The organism is Natrinema salinisoli, assembly GCF_020405205.1.
Classification (GTDB): Archaea; Halobacteriota; Halobacteria; order Halobacteriales; family Natrialbaceae; genus Natrinema; species Natrinema salinisoli.
In genome coordinates this window covers 775,411-790,379 of record NZ_CP084469.1, presented here as the reverse complement: position 1 = coordinate 790,379, position 14,969 = coordinate 775,411, and the positions used below count along the sequence as shown (strand labels likewise).

The 14,969-nt window shown below is 55.1% G+C and carries 14 protein-coding genes, 1 tRNA gene and 2 pseudogenes; 12 read left to right on the top strand and 5 right to left on the bottom strand.

The window, feature by feature from the left end:
- Positions 1-60 precede the first annotated feature (60 nt).
- The 4 genes from LDB05_RS03985 to LDB05_RS03970 all read left to right on the top strand — a co-directional run bounded on the left by LDB05_RS03985 (position 61) and on the right by LDB05_RS03970 (position 3,044).
- Positions 61-837: an SRPBCC family protein gene (locus LDB05_RS03985; RefSeq protein WP_226006634.1), complete on the top strand. Its 777-nt coding sequence runs from the start codon at positions 61-63 to the stop codon at positions 835-837.
- Complete coding sequence (locus LDB05_RS03980; protein WP_226006633.1) at positions 834-2,003, top strand: zinc-dependent alcohol dehydrogenase; 1,170 nt, start codon at positions 834-836, stop codon at positions 2,001-2,003. The genes LDB05_RS03985 and LDB05_RS03980 overlap by 4 nt, the downstream gene beginning before the upstream one ends.
- Positions 2,004-2,553: 550 nt before the next feature.
- Positions 2,554-2,628, top strand: a tRNA-Met gene (locus tag LDB05_RS03975).
- Between the two features lie 152 nt (positions 2,629-2,780).
- On the top strand, positions 2,781-3,044 hold the full coding sequence (locus LDB05_RS03970) for a glutathione S-transferase N-terminal domain-containing protein (protein WP_226006632.1): 264 nt from the start codon (positions 2,781-2,783) through the stop codon (positions 3,042-3,044).
- 172 nt (positions 3,045-3,216) lie between these two features.
- Here the strand turns inward: LDB05_RS03970 and LDB05_RS03965 are convergent, their stop codons facing one another.
- Positions 3,217-3,957 (bottom strand): DUF2270 domain-containing protein, encoded by a 741-nt coding sequence (locus LDB05_RS03965; protein ID WP_226006631.1) that lies wholly within the window; start codon positions 3,955-3,957, stop codon positions 3,217-3,219.
- Between the two features lie 52 nt (positions 3,958-4,009).
- Between LDB05_RS03965 and LDB05_RS03960 the strand changes: the two genes are divergently transcribed.
- From LDB05_RS03960 to LDB05_RS03945, 4 genes and pseudogenes are all read left to right on the top strand, one after another.
- Entirely contained in the window at positions 4,010-4,504 is a 495-nt protein-coding gene (locus LDB05_RS03960; RefSeq protein ID WP_226006630.1) for a hypothetical protein, read from the top strand.
- Positions 4,494-5,393 (top strand): DNA-binding protein, encoded by a 900-nt coding sequence (locus tag LDB05_RS03955; RefSeq protein ID WP_226006629.1) that lies wholly within the window; start codon positions 4,494-4,496, stop codon positions 5,391-5,393. The genes LDB05_RS03960 and LDB05_RS03955 overlap by 11 nt, the downstream gene beginning before the upstream one ends.
- A 555-nt stretch (positions 5,394-5,948) precedes the next feature.
- Complete coding sequence (locus LDB05_RS03950; protein WP_226006628.1) at positions 5,949-6,731, top strand: twin-arginine translocation signal domain-containing protein; 783 nt, start codon at positions 5,949-5,951, stop codon at positions 6,729-6,731.
- 471 nt (positions 6,732-7,202) lie between these two features.
- Positions 7,203-7,331 (top strand): annotated as a pseudogene (locus tag LDB05_RS03945) (transcription initiation factor IIB family protein); the annotation flags it as partial.
- Here LDB05_RS03945 and LDB05_RS03940 read toward each other — a convergent pair.
- The 3 genes from LDB05_RS03940 to LDB05_RS03930 form a co-directional block, all read right to left on the bottom strand.
- Positions 7,284-7,688, bottom strand: a complete 405-nt coding sequence (locus LDB05_RS03940; RefSeq protein ID WP_226006627.1) for a hypothetical protein — start codon at positions 7,686-7,688, stop codon at positions 7,284-7,286. The pseudogene LDB05_RS03945 and the gene LDB05_RS03940 sit on opposite strands and share 48 nt — an antisense overlap.
- Before the next feature lie 743 nt (positions 7,689-8,431).
- Positions 8,432-9,460 carry a tyrosine-type recombinase/integrase gene (locus tag LDB05_RS03935; RefSeq protein WP_226006626.1) on the bottom strand — a complete coding sequence of 343 codons (1,029 nt, stop codon included), beginning with the start codon at positions 9,458-9,460 and terminating at the stop codon, positions 8,432-8,434.
- A complete protein-coding gene (locus tag LDB05_RS03930) occupies positions 9,460-9,723 on the bottom strand; it encodes a hypothetical protein (RefSeq protein WP_226006625.1) in 264 nt (87 codons plus the stop codon). Before LDB05_RS03930 ends, LDB05_RS03935 begins: the two co-directional genes overlap by 1 nt.
- Before the next feature lie 1,203 nt (positions 9,724-10,926).
- Between LDB05_RS03930 and LDB05_RS03920 the strand changes: the two genes are divergently transcribed.
- On the top strand, positions 10,927-11,901 hold the full coding sequence (locus LDB05_RS03920) for a hypothetical protein (protein WP_226006623.1): 975 nt from the start codon (positions 10,927-10,929) through the stop codon (positions 11,899-11,901).
- A gap of 16 nt (positions 11,902-11,917) precedes the next feature.
- Here the strand turns inward: LDB05_RS03920 and LDB05_RS03915 are convergent, their stop codons facing one another.
- The gene (locus LDB05_RS03915) at positions 11,918-12,214 is read right to left on the bottom strand and encodes a hypothetical protein (RefSeq protein ID WP_226006622.1); all 297 of its coding nucleotides are present in this window, start codon (positions 12,212-12,214) and stop codon (positions 11,918-11,920) included.
- A 156-nt stretch (positions 12,215-12,370) separates the two neighbouring features.
- Here LDB05_RS03915 and LDB05_RS23560 point away from each other — a divergent pair.
- The 3 genes and pseudogenes from LDB05_RS23560 to LDB05_RS03900 form a co-directional block, all read left to right on the top strand.
- Positions 12,371-12,586, top strand: a pseudogene (locus LDB05_RS23560) (winged helix-turn-helix domain-containing protein); the annotation flags it as partial.
- A 99-nt stretch (positions 12,587-12,685) separates the two neighbouring features.
- The gene (locus tag LDB05_RS03905) at positions 12,686-13,630 is read left to right on the top strand and encodes a transcription initiation factor IIB (protein WP_226007866.1); all 945 of its coding nucleotides are present in this window, start codon (positions 12,686-12,688) and stop codon (positions 13,628-13,630) included.
- 300 nt (positions 13,631-13,930) lie between these two features.
- The gene (locus LDB05_RS03900; RefSeq protein ID WP_226006621.1) at positions 13,931-14,959 is read left to right on the top strand and encodes an HNH endonuclease; all 1,029 of its coding nucleotides are present in this window, start codon (positions 13,931-13,933) and stop codon (positions 14,957-14,959) included.
- Positions 14,960-14,969 lie beyond the last annotated feature (10 nt).

Sequence of the window (14,969 nt, the reverse complement as noted above, 5' to 3'; positions counted from 1 at the left end):
GGGTCGACGACCCTGGCGTCCACGAAACGATCAGTCGCACGCGTCGGAGGTGAGTATCCCGTGTCCACGGACCAACGAGGTGTGACGGAGCGAGAGCCGCTTCACGGCCCAAATTCCGAGTCCTCGAGAGGATCGCTCGAACGGGGCGGCCGGATCGCTGCGGCGACCGTCGGCGGAGCGATCGTGGCGCTCGGCATCAAGCGTCGGTCGCTCGGCGGTGCGGCGGCGGCGCTCGCCGGCGGCTGGCTGCTCTACCGGGGACTCGTCGGCGGGCGCTCCGGCGACGAATCGTTCGACACGGACTCGGCCAGCGGGGACGGTCGATTGGACGCGGTGGACGCGTCCGACGCGGTGGAAACGACCCGCTCAACTACGATCGGCGCGTCACCGGACGAGGTATACGAGCGCTGGCGTGAACCAGAGACGATGTCGCGCCTCTACGGCGGACTCTTCGACGTGACGGCTCGAGACGAGGACCGCTGGCACTGGACCGCGAGCGGGCCGCTCGGAGCGACCGTCTCGTGGGACACGCAGGTCGTCGAAGACCGTCCCGGCGACTGCCTCCGCTGGGAATCCCACGAAAACGCGCCCGTCTCCAACGAGGGGCAGGTCCGCTTCCGGGAGGCACCGGCTGGCCGCGGGACGGAACTGACGTTTCGATTTCGGTTCGAGCCGCCGGGGGGCTCCGTCGGTGCCGCGGTGACGAAGCGCCTCGAGATCGTCCCCGAGTCGCTCGCGGCCGTCGTGCTCGATCGCTTCAAGAGCCTCGTCGAAACGGGCGAGATACCGACGCTCGAGCGGAACCCGTCCGCCCGCGGCGCGGGTGATCTGCTATGAGGGCCCTCTGCTGGCACGGCGAGGAGGACGTCCGCGTCGACGAGGTGCCCGACCCCGAGCTCGTCAACCCCCACGACGCGATCGTCGAGATCACCGCCACGGCCATCTGCGGCTCCGACCTCCACCTGTACGACGGGTACGTCCCGACGATGCGCGAGGGCGACGTGCTCGGTCACGAGCCGATGGGCGAGGTCGTCGACGTCGGCAGCGCCGTGGAAACCCTCGAGGAGGGCGACCGCGTGGTCGTCCCCTTCACCATCAGCTGTGGCTCGTGTTGGTTCTGCGAGGAGGAGCTGTACTCGCTGTGTGACAACTCCAACCCGAACGCCGAGGTGGCCCGCAAGGTGATGGGGCAGTCGCCCGCCGGGCTGTTCGGCTACTCGCACATGCTGGGCGGCTACGCCGGTGGACAGGCGGAGTACCTGCGAGTGCCCTTCGCTGACGTCGGCCCGCTGAAAGTCGAGTCGGACCTGCCCGACGAGCAGGTGCTGCTCCTCTCGGACGTCTTCCCGACGGGGTACATGGCCGCCGAGAACGCCGAGATCGAAGAAGACGATACGGTCGCAGTCTGGGGTTGTGGCCCGGTCGGCCAGTTCGCGATCCAGAGCGCCTGGATGCTCGGCGCCGGCCGCGTCGTCGCGATCGACCGCGTCCCCGAGCGCCTCGCAATGGCCCGCGAGCACGGGGACGCCGAGACGATCCACTTCGAGGAGGAGGACGTCTACGACCGGTTGATGGCCATGACCGGCGGCCGCGGCCCGGACCGGTGCATCGACGCGGTCGGGACCGAGGCCCACGGCACCGGCCTCATGGGCCTCACGGACAAGGCGAAACAGCAGGTGAACCTCGAGGCCGATCGACCCCACGTCCTCCGGCAGGCGATCAAGTGCTGTCGGAAGGGCGGGACGCTCTCGGTCCCCGGCGTCTACGTCGGCCACGCGGACAACGTCCCGGTCGGTCCGCTGATGAACAAGGCGCTGACGGTCAACACCGGCCAGACCCACGTCCAGCGGTATCTCGATCCGCTGCTCGAGAAAATCGAGGACGGCGACATCGACCCGTCGTTCGTCGTCACGCACCGGGAACCGCTGGAGCGGGGCCCGGAAATGTACGAGACGTTCCGCGACAAGGAAGACGGCTGCGTCAAGGTGGTACTCACTCCGTGAGCGTGGCTGTCCGTGTCGAACGGTCTGGACCACCGGTACTTGCTGAGGATGCCGGTCCGTTCGTCGTCGATCCCCGTCGGTGGGCGGGTGACCTCGACGAAAAGCGTTCGTGGAGGAACCCGACGATATCGAGGCCGAGCGCTTCGGGCGGACCGACACTCGCTCTCGAGCGCGGTGAGAGGAACGCGAACGAGATCGGCCAGAATCGTCCACCGTCGTCCGGTTGATAGACTCTCTGAGCCTTGGCAGTCCACTGGTCAGCCACGGGTGCAATCGACGGGGAGTATGCACCGCCGCGATCGAGTGCTTGAAATACGGACAACGGGGGGTTCCATCGAGCGACCGTACCCGAGAATAGCACAACAATCGAGGAACTCACCCGAATCGTTCGAGACGTCTCCGTCGAACCCGATATACAAACGTCTATTGCGCTGATTTTCGACAAAATATATTTCGGTCGACATCTAATATCCCAGCCACTGTAGACACAGATGTCGTGGACAGCAGGTGAATGACAACCCTTAATCGTGGCCCACAAGTACGAACATGTAGCGGGATGGGATAGCCAGGAGATTCCGGCGGGCTCATAACCCGCAGATCGGTAGTTCAAATCTACCTCCCGCTACTTTTCAGGGATTCAACGACGAACGACGAGCACGGCGGGGAGTGGGTGCTGACCGGCCTCGTCGATTCGATGCGGTCCACTATCACTCTATTACCCCTCCCCGTTCTCCGAAAGACAGAGATTTATGAGAATTGGTACCTTCTCACATTTCGATGCTAGAATTGTATCAGTTTGAAGGATGTCCCCACTGCGAAAAAGTTCGAGAAAAACTCTCAGAACTCGGCATATCGTACGTGAATCACAACCCGCGTCTGGGGAAGTCCCACGACCAGGAAGTAACCAATCAGCAAACGCACGAGGAATTGGTGGAGATGGGGGGCATGGATCAGGTTCCCTATCTCGTCGACACACAACGTGAAACGTCCCTCTACGAAAGTGACGATATCGTCGAGCACCTCGAGACCTATTACGGGTAGGCAAGACCGCTCAGTAGAACTGTTCTCCGGATAAATAGCGTCGGTCAAGACCGCTCGAGGGCAGTCGGGAGACGTCTTTCGTGTCGGTAAATCGCTCGTTCAGGGCGGGCAGTACCACAACTCCGTAGTCTAGTTGCGGACGGTCGGACTCGAATCGGTTTCGTATGGTCGATCATCCGTTTCGCGACTCGTCTTTCGCGTCCGAATCCTTCCAGTCGCCTTCCCCTCCTTTGCGGAATTCGCCCTTCGCCTGGCGTTCTTGCGGCCACAGCGCGATCGCGAGCAGCGCAACGTAGAACGCGACGACGACCGCGATCACGACCAGTCCCTGGATTTGAGCGATCGCGGCGGTTTCGACCCAGTCTTCACGCGGTGCGAACGCGGACACTCTGAAGATCCACGCGACGAGGAGGACACCGAGCAGCCCGAGATACACGCGTCGCAGGCGATTCGCGAGGGCCTCCTGCATCGATACTTTCACCGTGGGCTCACGGTAGTCCTGACTCAATTCTACTCGCCAGTCAGTGCGTTCGACGTCCCGTGACGGGTCCAGGGCAGTTGCGAGCAGATTTTCCTGAATCATCCGAACGCGCGACCGAAAGACATCGTAGTCCCGGTACCGCCGCGCTTCGATACTGAGGAAGACCGTGACGACCACGATTCCGATCAACAGGATATAGTGAGGGTTGTCGGGACTCGAGAACGCCCACGTCAGGATCACCGCCATCACGGTCACCGCCCACGTCGTCGTCTGATCGAGGCGCTGTCGCCACGTATCCACCCGCCCGAGCTCGCCTCGGTACGCGTGGGCCATCACCGAGCCGAGGCCTGTGCTCTCGTCGACCATTTCGCGGCCGACCTCTCGCTGTTCGGGCGACGTCGGGTCGATCGTATCGTCGTTCGAATCTGCCATACGAAACGGACACCGTCCCGTCTGATAAGCGAATGCGGCGTCCGCGTGAAACGTGCACGTCCTGGACCGAGCGGCCGATATTGAGTTGCCAGGTGATCGAGCCACGACGGACTGGATGTGGCGACGTCGACGATGGACACTTGCTGCTGTCCTGCTGTTCAGTCCACTGGCAGTTGTGACGCTCCTTCCCGTGCGGGCACGATTTCCGAACACACGGGAGCGTCGCCTGATAGATCCAGTTCGTGATCGTGCTCTTCACCGGGCGGCCGCGAGCGCTGGCGAACAGTGGGCGACGGCCGTGCTCGTCGTGTCTCTCGCTGCGATCGCGCTCGAGGTACTCCTCGAGGATTCGATTCGGCGTCTCCGCGAGGACGACCTTTCGCTGATGGGCATCGCCCCGCTTGAGCCGAGTCCCGGTCTTCGGACGATTCAGAAACGTCAACGTCCGCGCTTCAGGGTCGTAGTCGTCGGAAAACCGCGATGTAAGGGCATCGCGGTGTCGGGCGCTGAGCGCCTTCAGGAGCTAGTGAACTCCAATGTCAAGTAAGAACGTCTTCGGTAATGAGGTTTCGGTCAATGAACAGGCATCCGAAAAAGTGGACGAAGCAGCGGTCGATGAAGATGGCTTTGAGGTGGTCGATGAGACGCCGGAGTTCCAGGCGACGGTACAGATGGAGGTGCAGGCAAAGGTCGATGCAAACCACCCGGACGGGATGGTTGAGACCACCGAAGAGCGAATCCACGGTGCGACCCTCGAACAGGAAGAGCGCATTCGGGCGCGAGAGGCCGAGCTGGAGCGCATCAGAGCCCAGGCGGAGCTGGGGACGCAAGAAGGGCGGGAGAAGCGGACGCGAGATATCGCGGCGAAGCGGAGCGCTGAGCGGCGTGCTGAGTTCCAGAAGCGGGCGGCGAGCGTGGACCCGTGGGCGGACCCAGAGCGGAACGATCCTCGTGCAGAACTCACGCAGGAGCAGTTGGCAGCGGTGAACAAGCAATCGATGCGGCTGTCCGGGAAACTGGATGGGTGGTCGCGAGCGGCGATTGGTCGGCGGCTGGGTGAAGCCGTGGTCGGTGGGAAAGACCTGATGAGCGCGGTCGTCGCGGTGTACGAGGAACTGGAGACGGCGCCGGGACAGGTGGTTCTCATCGGGAAACTTGAGGGCGTCAATCGCAAAGAGGTGAGCATCGAAGGTACTGTGACGCAACTGTGGGAGCTGTCAAGTCCGAGCATTGCTCAGGTCGGTCTCATCGAAGATGAGAGCGGGCGCACGAAGTTCACGAGCTGGAAAGTGTCCGATGCCCCGTGGATCGAAGAGGGCGAACGAGTTCGCATTCACGGAGCGGCGAAGAACTGGTACAACGGGCGCGTCTCGGTGGCTCTGACCGGCTGGACCACAGTCCACTTCCCCGAGTGCGGTTGGTGGTGGGAAGTGTAGCCAGCGTACGCAGCCTTCTTTTTTGTTGTATGCCGGACCGACCCAGACCCCACCTCCCTACCTCTGCTCCGTGCTCGCTTCGCTGCGCGCGAAGCCACGACCTCACCATTCGATTGCTACGCCGATCGATACGGGGAAATTTTCTCCTGAACAAGAAAAATACACTCTCATCGAACAACCATTCATTTGTCTATATTATGGTATAAATATATTTAAGACCCTAATTTGATATACGATCAAAAATATGCCTAACTATTAGGTAAATAGGCATAGTATAAACAATTAGTAGTATAGGAATCACAATTATAATCGGGCCATTCACGTTCCCAAATTCATAGATAATTACTGCTAAGAGGTATACAATCAATCCCAGAAACCACTCAATGTGATCCATATTTTGGCTAAATGGCGATTGGTTATAAATATTATTATATTAATCTAAATAAACTAGGCCTATTTTGTGTTCTAGTAGGTTATAAAACTATCTATTATTTAGTCTAATACTATAAACTTAGCTTAGAAAATTATTTATGGTTGAGTCTAATAGTGGGTAGTATGCCGAATAGACGGCAGTTCATTCGAGGTGTAACGGCAACGGCTGCACTTAGCGGAATTGGTGTAGTTGGCGCTTCAAAGTCAGAAGAAGAAGATCTCGCCTCCAAGATATTTGACGCATACGTCAAAGGGGGTCCAGACCAGGTTGGGAAATTATTAGATAAGGATGGAATATCGTACACCCAGACAACTAAAAAAGTGGGGTCATCCAACTCTGAGAAGGATGATTCTCAGATCGGACCAGCTGCTAACCATTATACCGAGAGTGATTCTGAAATGAATGTAATTCTCAGTGAGCTGCCTGAACATAATAGAATACTTTGCTCAGCAAATATGATGTTAGAGGGGCTTGAGGATAGTTTCAGAAGTCCAACTTTTGTGCCTGATATTATTGGTGTGGGTTTTGATGATAATGTATGGACAACAATTGGAACCCCCACCGTAAGAGCCATGGCTGATGAAAAAGATGGTTACCACGAAGCCGAATTCTGGCCAGGGACCATTGATGGCGGAGGTGTCGCTGCAGAAGTTAATCTTGATTGGGGACCAAATGGAGGAGGTTTCCCACCTTCGAGTTATATTTCATTGCAGTGTGAACTCGCTACTGATGGGACTCCGGGAACTATCTGGGGGTCCTACAAACATACATGGTCTTGGGACCCGGTTAGTGGGGCGATAGATAATATTACCGGTGGAGGACCTATCGGGGTTATGCTCGACACAGGGACGTCGGTTTTATGGGACGAAATGATTCCTAAAGATTCAGAACCTGCCCTTCCCTGAAGGGTCTACAAAAGGATAAAAATAACCCATTCTCTTAGTTGATAATAGTAAGATAACTGATAATTGATGCGATAATCCGGACTTGAGTGATAGAATCACTCAAATCCGAATTACACGCGTATGGCGCTTCGTGGGACATTCTCTGTTGCGCAGACAACTTTTTATCGCTATCGCCGGTTTGATGCTAATCGTTGGTCTATTCCGCAAGTAGAGTTGAGTGAATTTGGCTATCAGTTGCTTACTAACAAAATAGGTTAAGGTATCCTTTAGCTTATTATAAAAAACAATGTAATTCAGTCTCTTTGACTTCCAGTGTAGGTACTTAGTCTGGAAGAGTTTGTCGTCTCCTCGATGAGTTAGGGTCTCACCAAGATAGTAAGTTACCAGTATAACAGTGAAAAGATAGCAATCAGAGACATCCACGAATCTTGCTTCGACGAAGACGACCAGACAGAATCGGATCAACCAGATGCCAGCGTGTACGAGGCGTGCCGATGCACTGGGCGTTCGCGGTTACCGGGCAAGATCAGCGAGATGGCCCGTGTCGCGGAGTCACGAGTCACGAATGCCTACAAAATCGAGGGGCTCGAAGAGGAAGTTCGCCCGGAGCTCGTGTACCTGGGGATCGATCAGCGGGCGCCCGTCACGTCGGAACTTCGGTGAACCTTCCTCACAGCGGTCCTCCGAGTGATGCCGTCGTTCGGCGACGACCGTCCGAAACTCGCTCTGGCAGAACCGACACGCAGAGCGGGCCTCCGGTTCGTCGACGTCGCGATCTTCGTCGAACTCGAGTTCGGTGCCACCGTCGACCTCGTCACCGCCAGCCGTCGGCGTCTCCTGTTCGATCGAGGCCTCGATCTCATCGTCGACGCCGTCGACCGGTCGACCGGCGTCGAGCAAGTCGAACGCTTCGTCGGCGGCCTCCTCGAGGTCGTCCCGATCGGACTTACGCGTCATCACCATCACCGGCGTCGGAATCGATCGCCGTGGCTACGTCGTCGACCGACTTGTCGTCGGAAATCGAAATCGACGCCCTAGTCCGGACTCGTTCAGTGAGCTGTGAATTTGCGGGTTCGCTCACAGCAAGTCACCCCGAACACGGCGGATTTCACGAAAGCAGTCGGGGCACAGCGGTCGGGTCGCAGGGACGGTCGCCTCGCATTGCGGGCACTCGTCACGTTCGGCGAACCGGGTCACACTGGATCACCGCCAGTTGCCTCGATCACCTCACTGACGTCGCTGATCGACCGGGTCACTGGGTGATCTTTTGGCCTCCCACTCTCGACGTCGAATAGCCGACTCGCTGGGACGAACCCCATCATCGCTGCACCTCCTCGCCGTCGGTGAGTGACGGACAGACTCGGTTCGAGCCCGTTCGCTCGAGGCGACGAGAACACCCTCGTTTGTGACCCGCTTCCGACTGGCCGTCGAGGAGGACGGTACACCGAGCACCGCACTCGGAACAGCGAAACTCGCGGCTTTTCGTCGGCAGGGGTGCGATCCCCCGATTGATTCGGAGACGCTTCGCTTCCGTTTCGGAAAGCGTCACGCCGACCACCCCGTCAGGTATAGATTCTTTCTGACAGGTTTAATCCGTACGAAACCGCAATAATTAAGATCAGAGTGGGGTCGGAGGGCGCACCTCTCCTGAACCACGCGATACTAAGAGGGCTTTACGACGCTGATTTCGGATGTTTGAATCACTCATGGGTGTCCTGAATGTCAAGTTTCAGAGTTACGTCTGCTCGCAGCTCTTCAAACTCCTCGTGAAGACCGGCTTTGTAGTAGTGCCGTCGGATCGTCTCCGGACGAGCGTTCACGCGCTTTGCGACCGTCTCGATGTCGAGACCTTGGAGCAATTGCCAGGTGATCGAACCCGTGCGAACGGCGTGGAGCGCGCGGCTGCTCGGGCACTTGCTCGCGAAGTTCCGCCGTGTGTAGTCACACGTCTCCCGTCGCTTCGAATGCGGACAGTTCGTGATCAAACACGGCTGGGTACCCTGATAGCACCAGGCTCGAAACGTCGAGTTTGACGGGCGACCCTGACGGGCACAAAACAGCGGTTCGCGTCCGTTCTTGTCGCGTTTCTCAACGCGCTCTCTGGCAATGTACGTATCTAGCGCTTCGACCACCTGCTCGGATATCCCGACGACGCGTTCGCCCTGCTCCTTGTTTTTGAGACCGGTAAACGGTGGCCGGTGCCGGAACTCGAGCGTCTGGTCGTCCGGATCGTAGTCGCGGAGATCCAGCGCCCGTAGCCCGCTCATTCGACATCCTACGTGCCAAGCGACCTCGAGTACGGCGTGCTCTGGTTGACCCCACCACTTTCTCGACGACCGGTAGAAATCAATCAACTTCTCGGCATCGTCGTGGGCGAGCTGCTGGTCGCTCGATTCTTCGGACCGCGTGACCGTCGGCACGTTCACCTTGTCGGCAAACCCATCGTCGACGATCTCGACGGACTCGCAGTAATCGAGTAGTTGTTTCAGAGCGACCATCGACCCGCGTAAGGTCGTTGGGGCAATGTCCGCGGCTTCCCGATTAGCCCGGAACTCGTCTAAGTCCCACCCAGAGAGTTCGGACATACGGCTAATGTCCCGTTCTTCACAGAACTCGACGAACCGCGTGAGGCGGTTCTCGTATGTGCGGAGGGTTCGGTCGGTATTCTCAGTTTTTCGTCTCGAGAGAAACCGGTCACGGGCTTTTCGCGGGGAGAGATCCCGGCTCACTATCGATCACCGTGCCGATCCGAGTTACGGCGAGCCTCGTCGAGAATATCATTCATCTCCGCCATATCCGCGTGAATCCGATCGAAGACATCCTCGGCGACCTCGGCGAACTCAACCATTACGTCGTCGGTGATCCCGACCTCGACGGTCTTGCTGTCCCCAACGAATTGCACGATCTTCACGTCTTCCGCGCTATCGTAGACCTCTATCTCGCGAACGTACGGAATCGATTCGTCTGGTTGCAGACCGCTGTCATCGCTCATCGGCCCACCTCGAGCGTCTCGCTGTAGTTACAGTATCCGGTACTCTTACTGTCGTAGCGTGCCAGTTCGGTCATGGTCTCACTGTTGTGGGACCGCGGACGAACCGCGCGCGCCGCTTGTTGGACCTTGGGGCGCGCGCGGCTGCCGTCCGTCGGTTGACTACAACGACTGTACCCGACTCTCTTAGTCGTCGGAGTATGGTTTCCGAATTTCCGACAAGTCACGGAACGATGAATTACCGGCGCTCGAGATCCTCGAGAGCTGTTTCGATTAATTCCGAAACCGATTCCGATACTATTCGAGTCGGCTGTAGGCTGTGGGCCGTGGGCCGATCGATGCGGTCTATCGGGGACTTTATCCCCCGTTGCGTCGCGTGAATGCATGCTTCCGTAGCTTGGTTACGGAAGCCAGGCGGGCCGGTGCCCCTAACACCGGGTCCGCATTTCTCTCGAGGACCCGACCGGGCAGCGGCGGGTCCGTCTGGCCTCCGTTGTTCTCACCAAAACACGTAGAATACTTATATTTAATCCATCGTTTGTATCCCTATGGTCATGTATTTGTATTCTCAAGAGAACGTTATCGGCATGACTATGATTCTCGTATCGGTTAGGTCAGGCAAATGCGAAGACCGAGGGTTTCGTGGATGACACAGGGGGATGATCGAATTCTCGAAACCCTCGAGTATAGCGGTCTTGCGCTTTCTCCGTCAGTTATCGCCTATAACACGGATTATTCACGGAACTACGTTAACAAACGTATCCGAAAGCTCAGGGAATCTAGTTTAGTTGATCGTCCAGACGAAGGATATTATCGAATCACCGATCGAGGGCGTGCGTATCTCGAGGGAGAACTTTCTGCGGAGGATTTAGAAGAATAACGTCAAAAATTGCCACAGCTATTCACGCACTGCCTTCAGTCTCGGTTCTCGAGATAGCTACAGACGATTGTTGTTCGTCAATGAGCTTCAGACTGGTTTGCTTGGTCATTGTTTTATCGAGCATATGTACAGGAAGCTGCTTCGCGTCACCCCAGAATAAACGACTAACTGGTACAAACACAAGGCCTCCACCTATATTGAGATGCAACCCTGAGAACACATAATCCAGTCCATTATAGCTTCTGGAATAATCACCACTAGAATCGCGGCATGCCTTCTCCGGATTCTCCCTTTGCTATTTTAATGTCAATTCGGTAGTTGTAGACATGCGTTCGACAGAAAATGCCCCCTTTGATCACGGAGATCAGTCGCCAGGTTCAGATATATCTAACAGATTTTTAGCCCTCATCGGTGGCATCGTATTACTATTTCTTCTTCTGGTTGCTGGGATATGGTACTCGTCGTGGAGAGGAGGTAATCCATCCCAACCAAGATTAAACTTAGAAGCTCTTGGTATAGCTATCAATATAATTCTTTCAGGTAGTCTAATTTATATATATGGCCAGATGGCTCGAACGCAGGAAGAGGAACGAAATTTGCTTGCGCGCCAAGCAAACATCAATGCGCAACAAACAGACATTCAATCTGAACAAAGTTCGATCATGAAACTCGCCTATGATCCGCTTGTTCTTGATGAGGGGTGGACGCTTGACGAAGGAGATCTAACAGTAACACTAAGCAACGTCGGTAACGGCGTCGCAAAGAATCTTAGAATTAGACCTATATTGGTCCCTCTAGATACAAACCAAAATCTCTCTGATGTCTATGCTTTATTTATGCCTCGTTCTCTTCACAGAGTCCACAACTACGCAGGCGAGATGGTTAAAGAACAATCCTTCCGACGTTTGGAAGGGGGAATACTGCGGGCCAACGAAGTTGGAGAACCCTTTGAGCCAACTACTTTCAGCCCAATTTTAGAGGTAATAATCGGTCTTTCTCAAGCCAATACTCGAAGCTTCTCAGGGCTGTTATCTGAGCTCCAAGAAGATGGTTACCACTACGCTCTCTGTCAACTTGTTCTCCGATATGAAAACGGAATAGATGAAACGAAGAGTGAATCTCTTACTACAGCGATATTCGAACTTGATTCGGTAACTACAGCAGAAGAAGTATTTACTAAAACTGGAGCTGAGGTGCCGTATTCTGACATTTTGATTGATGAGGATATTATCGATCAATCGGCCATAGATACCAATAATTTGAAAGATGAGGGAATAAATCCTGAATATTATCTCAAATAACACAGATCTGGCCTAATCATTTCTTAAACCACTCTTCTTCTTGTAAGATGGATTCTCGATATTGTCGGGCAGCATCAAGATCGGTTATCCAAATTTTTGTTCCAGTATCTTCTTGCTTTTTTACTGGCGATTCATCATCGTTACATAAATCTCTAATAGCTATCTTGACAAGGTCATGCTCCAGTCCAAGGAACCACTGTTCAATTCTTTCAATTTTAACCGACTGAGACGGAGAGATGCACTCTTTAATAATAAGTCGCTGTAGAAGATCGGCTTCAACCCGCCAGCGGCTTCGAGCATCCCGCCGCGCCATTACAACAGTCGACTTCCATGACGAGGTTCATTACTGTTAGGTGGTACACCTTGCTATATTATGGTATTAAATTCTACTATTTGCATTGATGAAAATCAATTTCGATTGGTGAAAAGCTTATTGCACTTCAGAGCTATTTACCACTAAGTGAGGGTGATGGCTGGCCAATATCAGGAGGAAGAGAGCAACGATGGATCATATACCAGCAATAGTGCCTTCATCAAACTTCTCAGCCGACCTGGACGGGTGAAAATGCTTGATGTTTTTCTTGGAAAGCCAAATATAGAGCTAACAGCTAGTGAAATAGCTAGACTCGCCGATATTAGTCCAAGTACCGTCACCAGAAATATTGACGAGCTAGTATCGATGGGCATCATTGAAGAAACACAAAAGGTCGGCACCTCCCAACTCTATATACTGAACACAAAGCATCCAATCTCCAAGGCTCTCGGCCAACTCCAGCATGAAGTGATGTCACATGTCGAAACTCTCGATGAATCCCAGAAGACACCAGACAATATTCAAGACTGCCCCGAGTGTGAATCGGATAATCTCGTTAAGGACTCCGACCGGGGTGAGCTCATCTGTGAAGACTGTGGGCTCGTCGTGGAGGAAGAACAGATCGATCCTGGCCCGGAGTGGCGGGCGTTCAATCACCAGGAACGACAGGAGAAGTCCCGCGTCGGCGCGCCGACGACGCAGACGATGCACGACAAGGGACTGACGACGACGATCGACTGGAAGGACAAAGACGCCTACGGACGCTCGATTTCTTCGAAAAAGCGCAGCCAGATGCATCGGCTGCGTAAGTGGCAGGAACGCATCCGGACCAAAGACGCCGGCGAACGGAATCTACAGTTCGCGCTCAGCGAGATCGATCGGATGGCTTCCGCGCTCGGTATGCCGCGGCCGGTCCGCGAGGTCGCGTCGGTGATCTACCGCCGCGCGCTCAAGGAAGATCTCATCCGCGGCCATTCGATCGAAGGCGTCGCAACATCGGCGCTGTACGCCGCCTGTCGAAAGGAGGGAATCCCGCGAAGCCTTGAGGAAATCTCGGAAGTCTCCCGTGTTGAACGCGAAGAGATCGGTCGTACGTATCGATACATCTCACAGGAACTCGGCCTCGAGATGCGTCCCATCGACCCGAAAAAGTACGTCCCCCGATTCTGTTCCGAACTCGAACTGTCCGAAGAGGTCCAGACCAAGGCCAACGAGATCATCGAGAAGACGGCCGAGGAAGGGCTGCTCTCCGGGAAGTCACCGACCGGGTACGCCGCGGCCGCGATCTACGCTGCGTCCCTGCTCTGCAACGAGAAGAAGACCCAGCGAGAAGTCGCCGATGTTGCACAGGTGACCGAGGTAACGCTCCGGAACCGATACCAGGAGCAGATCGAAGCGATGGGGATCCACGGTTAGGCTGTCCGCTCACCGATCTATTATTCCAGTCCCTATGTAGGACTCCAAATATTGGCTTAACAGTCATAATATCTCTGTCGAGTCAAACCTACTATGAGTCAGTCGAGACAAACATCTAACCTAGAGAGACAGAACTAATATACTCGTTCAACTCATATAACCAAACCACCAGGGATCATACGTCGCCAAAATTTGATTCCCGATTTTGCACATCTTTCTCTATAGACATCATTGGAACTGAATACCTGTAGAGATAGGAATTCAGTTACTTCTATTGCATGAGGATATTATGTCTGAGATATGACTGAGCCGACCAATATTTTCCTTGCACCTTGTAGTCGAGAACAGAAACAGGGGACGTACAGACACTTTCAGAATACCGTATTGGACGGTGTTGACCCGAGTAAGTACGCTGAGATCCCAGATTCTAATCTCAAGTCTATAGCAGTATGGGGTGTCGTAAGCGGAAATAAATCAGCATGGGATGTGATGGAACCCGGAGATAGAGTGCTCTTCTACACGAAGAGGAAGGTCTACACGCACGCAGCGACTGTCGTTGAGAAGCAACAGAGCGACACGCTCGCTGAGAAGCTCTGGACGCCTTATGATGAAGGGCGGCGCGTTGCTGATGTGTCCGAGGGATGGCCGTACGTCTTCTACTTGACCGATGTGGAGCGTGTCGACATCTCCTCGGAAGCCTTCCACGCAGATATCGGATGGTCAACTTTCTATCCACAGAGTTTCACTCGCGTGATCGACAAGCGCCGAAAGCTATTGCTAGACAAGTACGGAAGCCTCACCGAAGCACTTCGCCAGCACCGAAAGCAAGAGCTCGGTACGGCACCCGAAGCCATCGAAGAGGAAACGGAAACTATTCTCGAGGAATCCTCAATTGAACCGCCGGAATTGACGGAGTCAGAGGTAGAATTCACTGAGGCGGAGCGGCGTGTACGATCATCTGCTTTCCGACAAGCAGTCCGTGAGGCGTACAACGAGACTTGTGCTATTTGTGGCTCACAGCGGCGATCTCCAGCAGGTAACCCAGAGGTGGAAGCTGCCCACATCTATCCGAAAAGTGAAGGGGGGAGTGACGACGTTCGAAATGGACTTGCACTCTGTAAGTTGCATCACTGGGCATTCGACACCGGGTGGGTTTCAGTGACTGACGATCACCAGATCATAGTGCGCGACAAACCCGGATCTGAATGCCATGGTGATCTAATCGAATTCGACAGCGAGTACCTCTATCTGCCTGACCAAGAGGAGAACCATCCCCATCCAATTTTTCTAGAAGAGCATCGGAAACGCCACGGGTTTGAGGAGTACTGAATCCGGTTCT

Excerpts from the sequence above, each read along its gene's own strand:
- LDB05_RS03980 (WP_226006633.1), top strand. The coding sequence starts at position 834 with ATGAGGGCCCTCTGCTGGCACGGCGAGGAGGACGTCCGCGTCGACGAG.
- LDB05_RS03970 (WP_226006632.1), top strand. The coding sequence starts at position 2,781 with ATGCTAGAATTGTATCAGTTTGAAGGATGTCCCCACTGCGAAAAAGTT.
- LDB05_RS03965 (WP_226006631.1), bottom strand. The coding sequence starts at position 3,957 with ATGGCAGATTCGAACGACGATACGATCGACCCGACGTCGCCCGAACAG.
- LDB05_RS03955 (WP_226006629.1), top strand. The coding sequence starts at position 4,494 with ATGTCAAGTAAGAACGTCTTCGGTAATGAGGTTTCGGTCAATGAACAG.
- LDB05_RS03950 (WP_226006628.1), top strand. The coding sequence starts at position 5,949 with ATGCCGAATAGACGGCAGTTCATTCGAGGTGTAACGGCAACGGCTGCA.
- LDB05_RS03940 (WP_226006627.1), bottom strand. The coding sequence starts at position 7,688 with ATGACGCGTAAGTCCGATCGGGACGACCTCGAGGAGGCCGCCGACGAA.
- LDB05_RS03930 (WP_226006625.1), bottom strand. The coding sequence starts at position 9,723 with ATGAGCGATGACAGCGGTCTGCAACCAGACGAATCGATTCCGTACGTT.
- LDB05_RS03920 (WP_226006623.1), top strand. The coding sequence starts at position 10,927 with ATGCGTTCGACAGAAAATGCCCCCTTTGATCACGGAGATCAGTCGCCA.
- LDB05_RS03915 (WP_226006622.1), bottom strand. The coding sequence starts at position 12,214 with ATGGCGCGGCGGGATGCTCGAAGCCGCTGGCGGGTTGAAGCCGATCTT.
- LDB05_RS03905 (WP_226007866.1), top strand. The coding sequence starts at position 12,686 with ATGTCACATGTCGAAACTCTCGATGAATCCCAGAAGACACCAGACAAT.
- LDB05_RS03900 (WP_226006621.1), top strand. The coding sequence starts at position 13,931 with ATGACTGAGCCGACCAATATTTTCCTTGCACCTTGTAGTCGAGAACAG.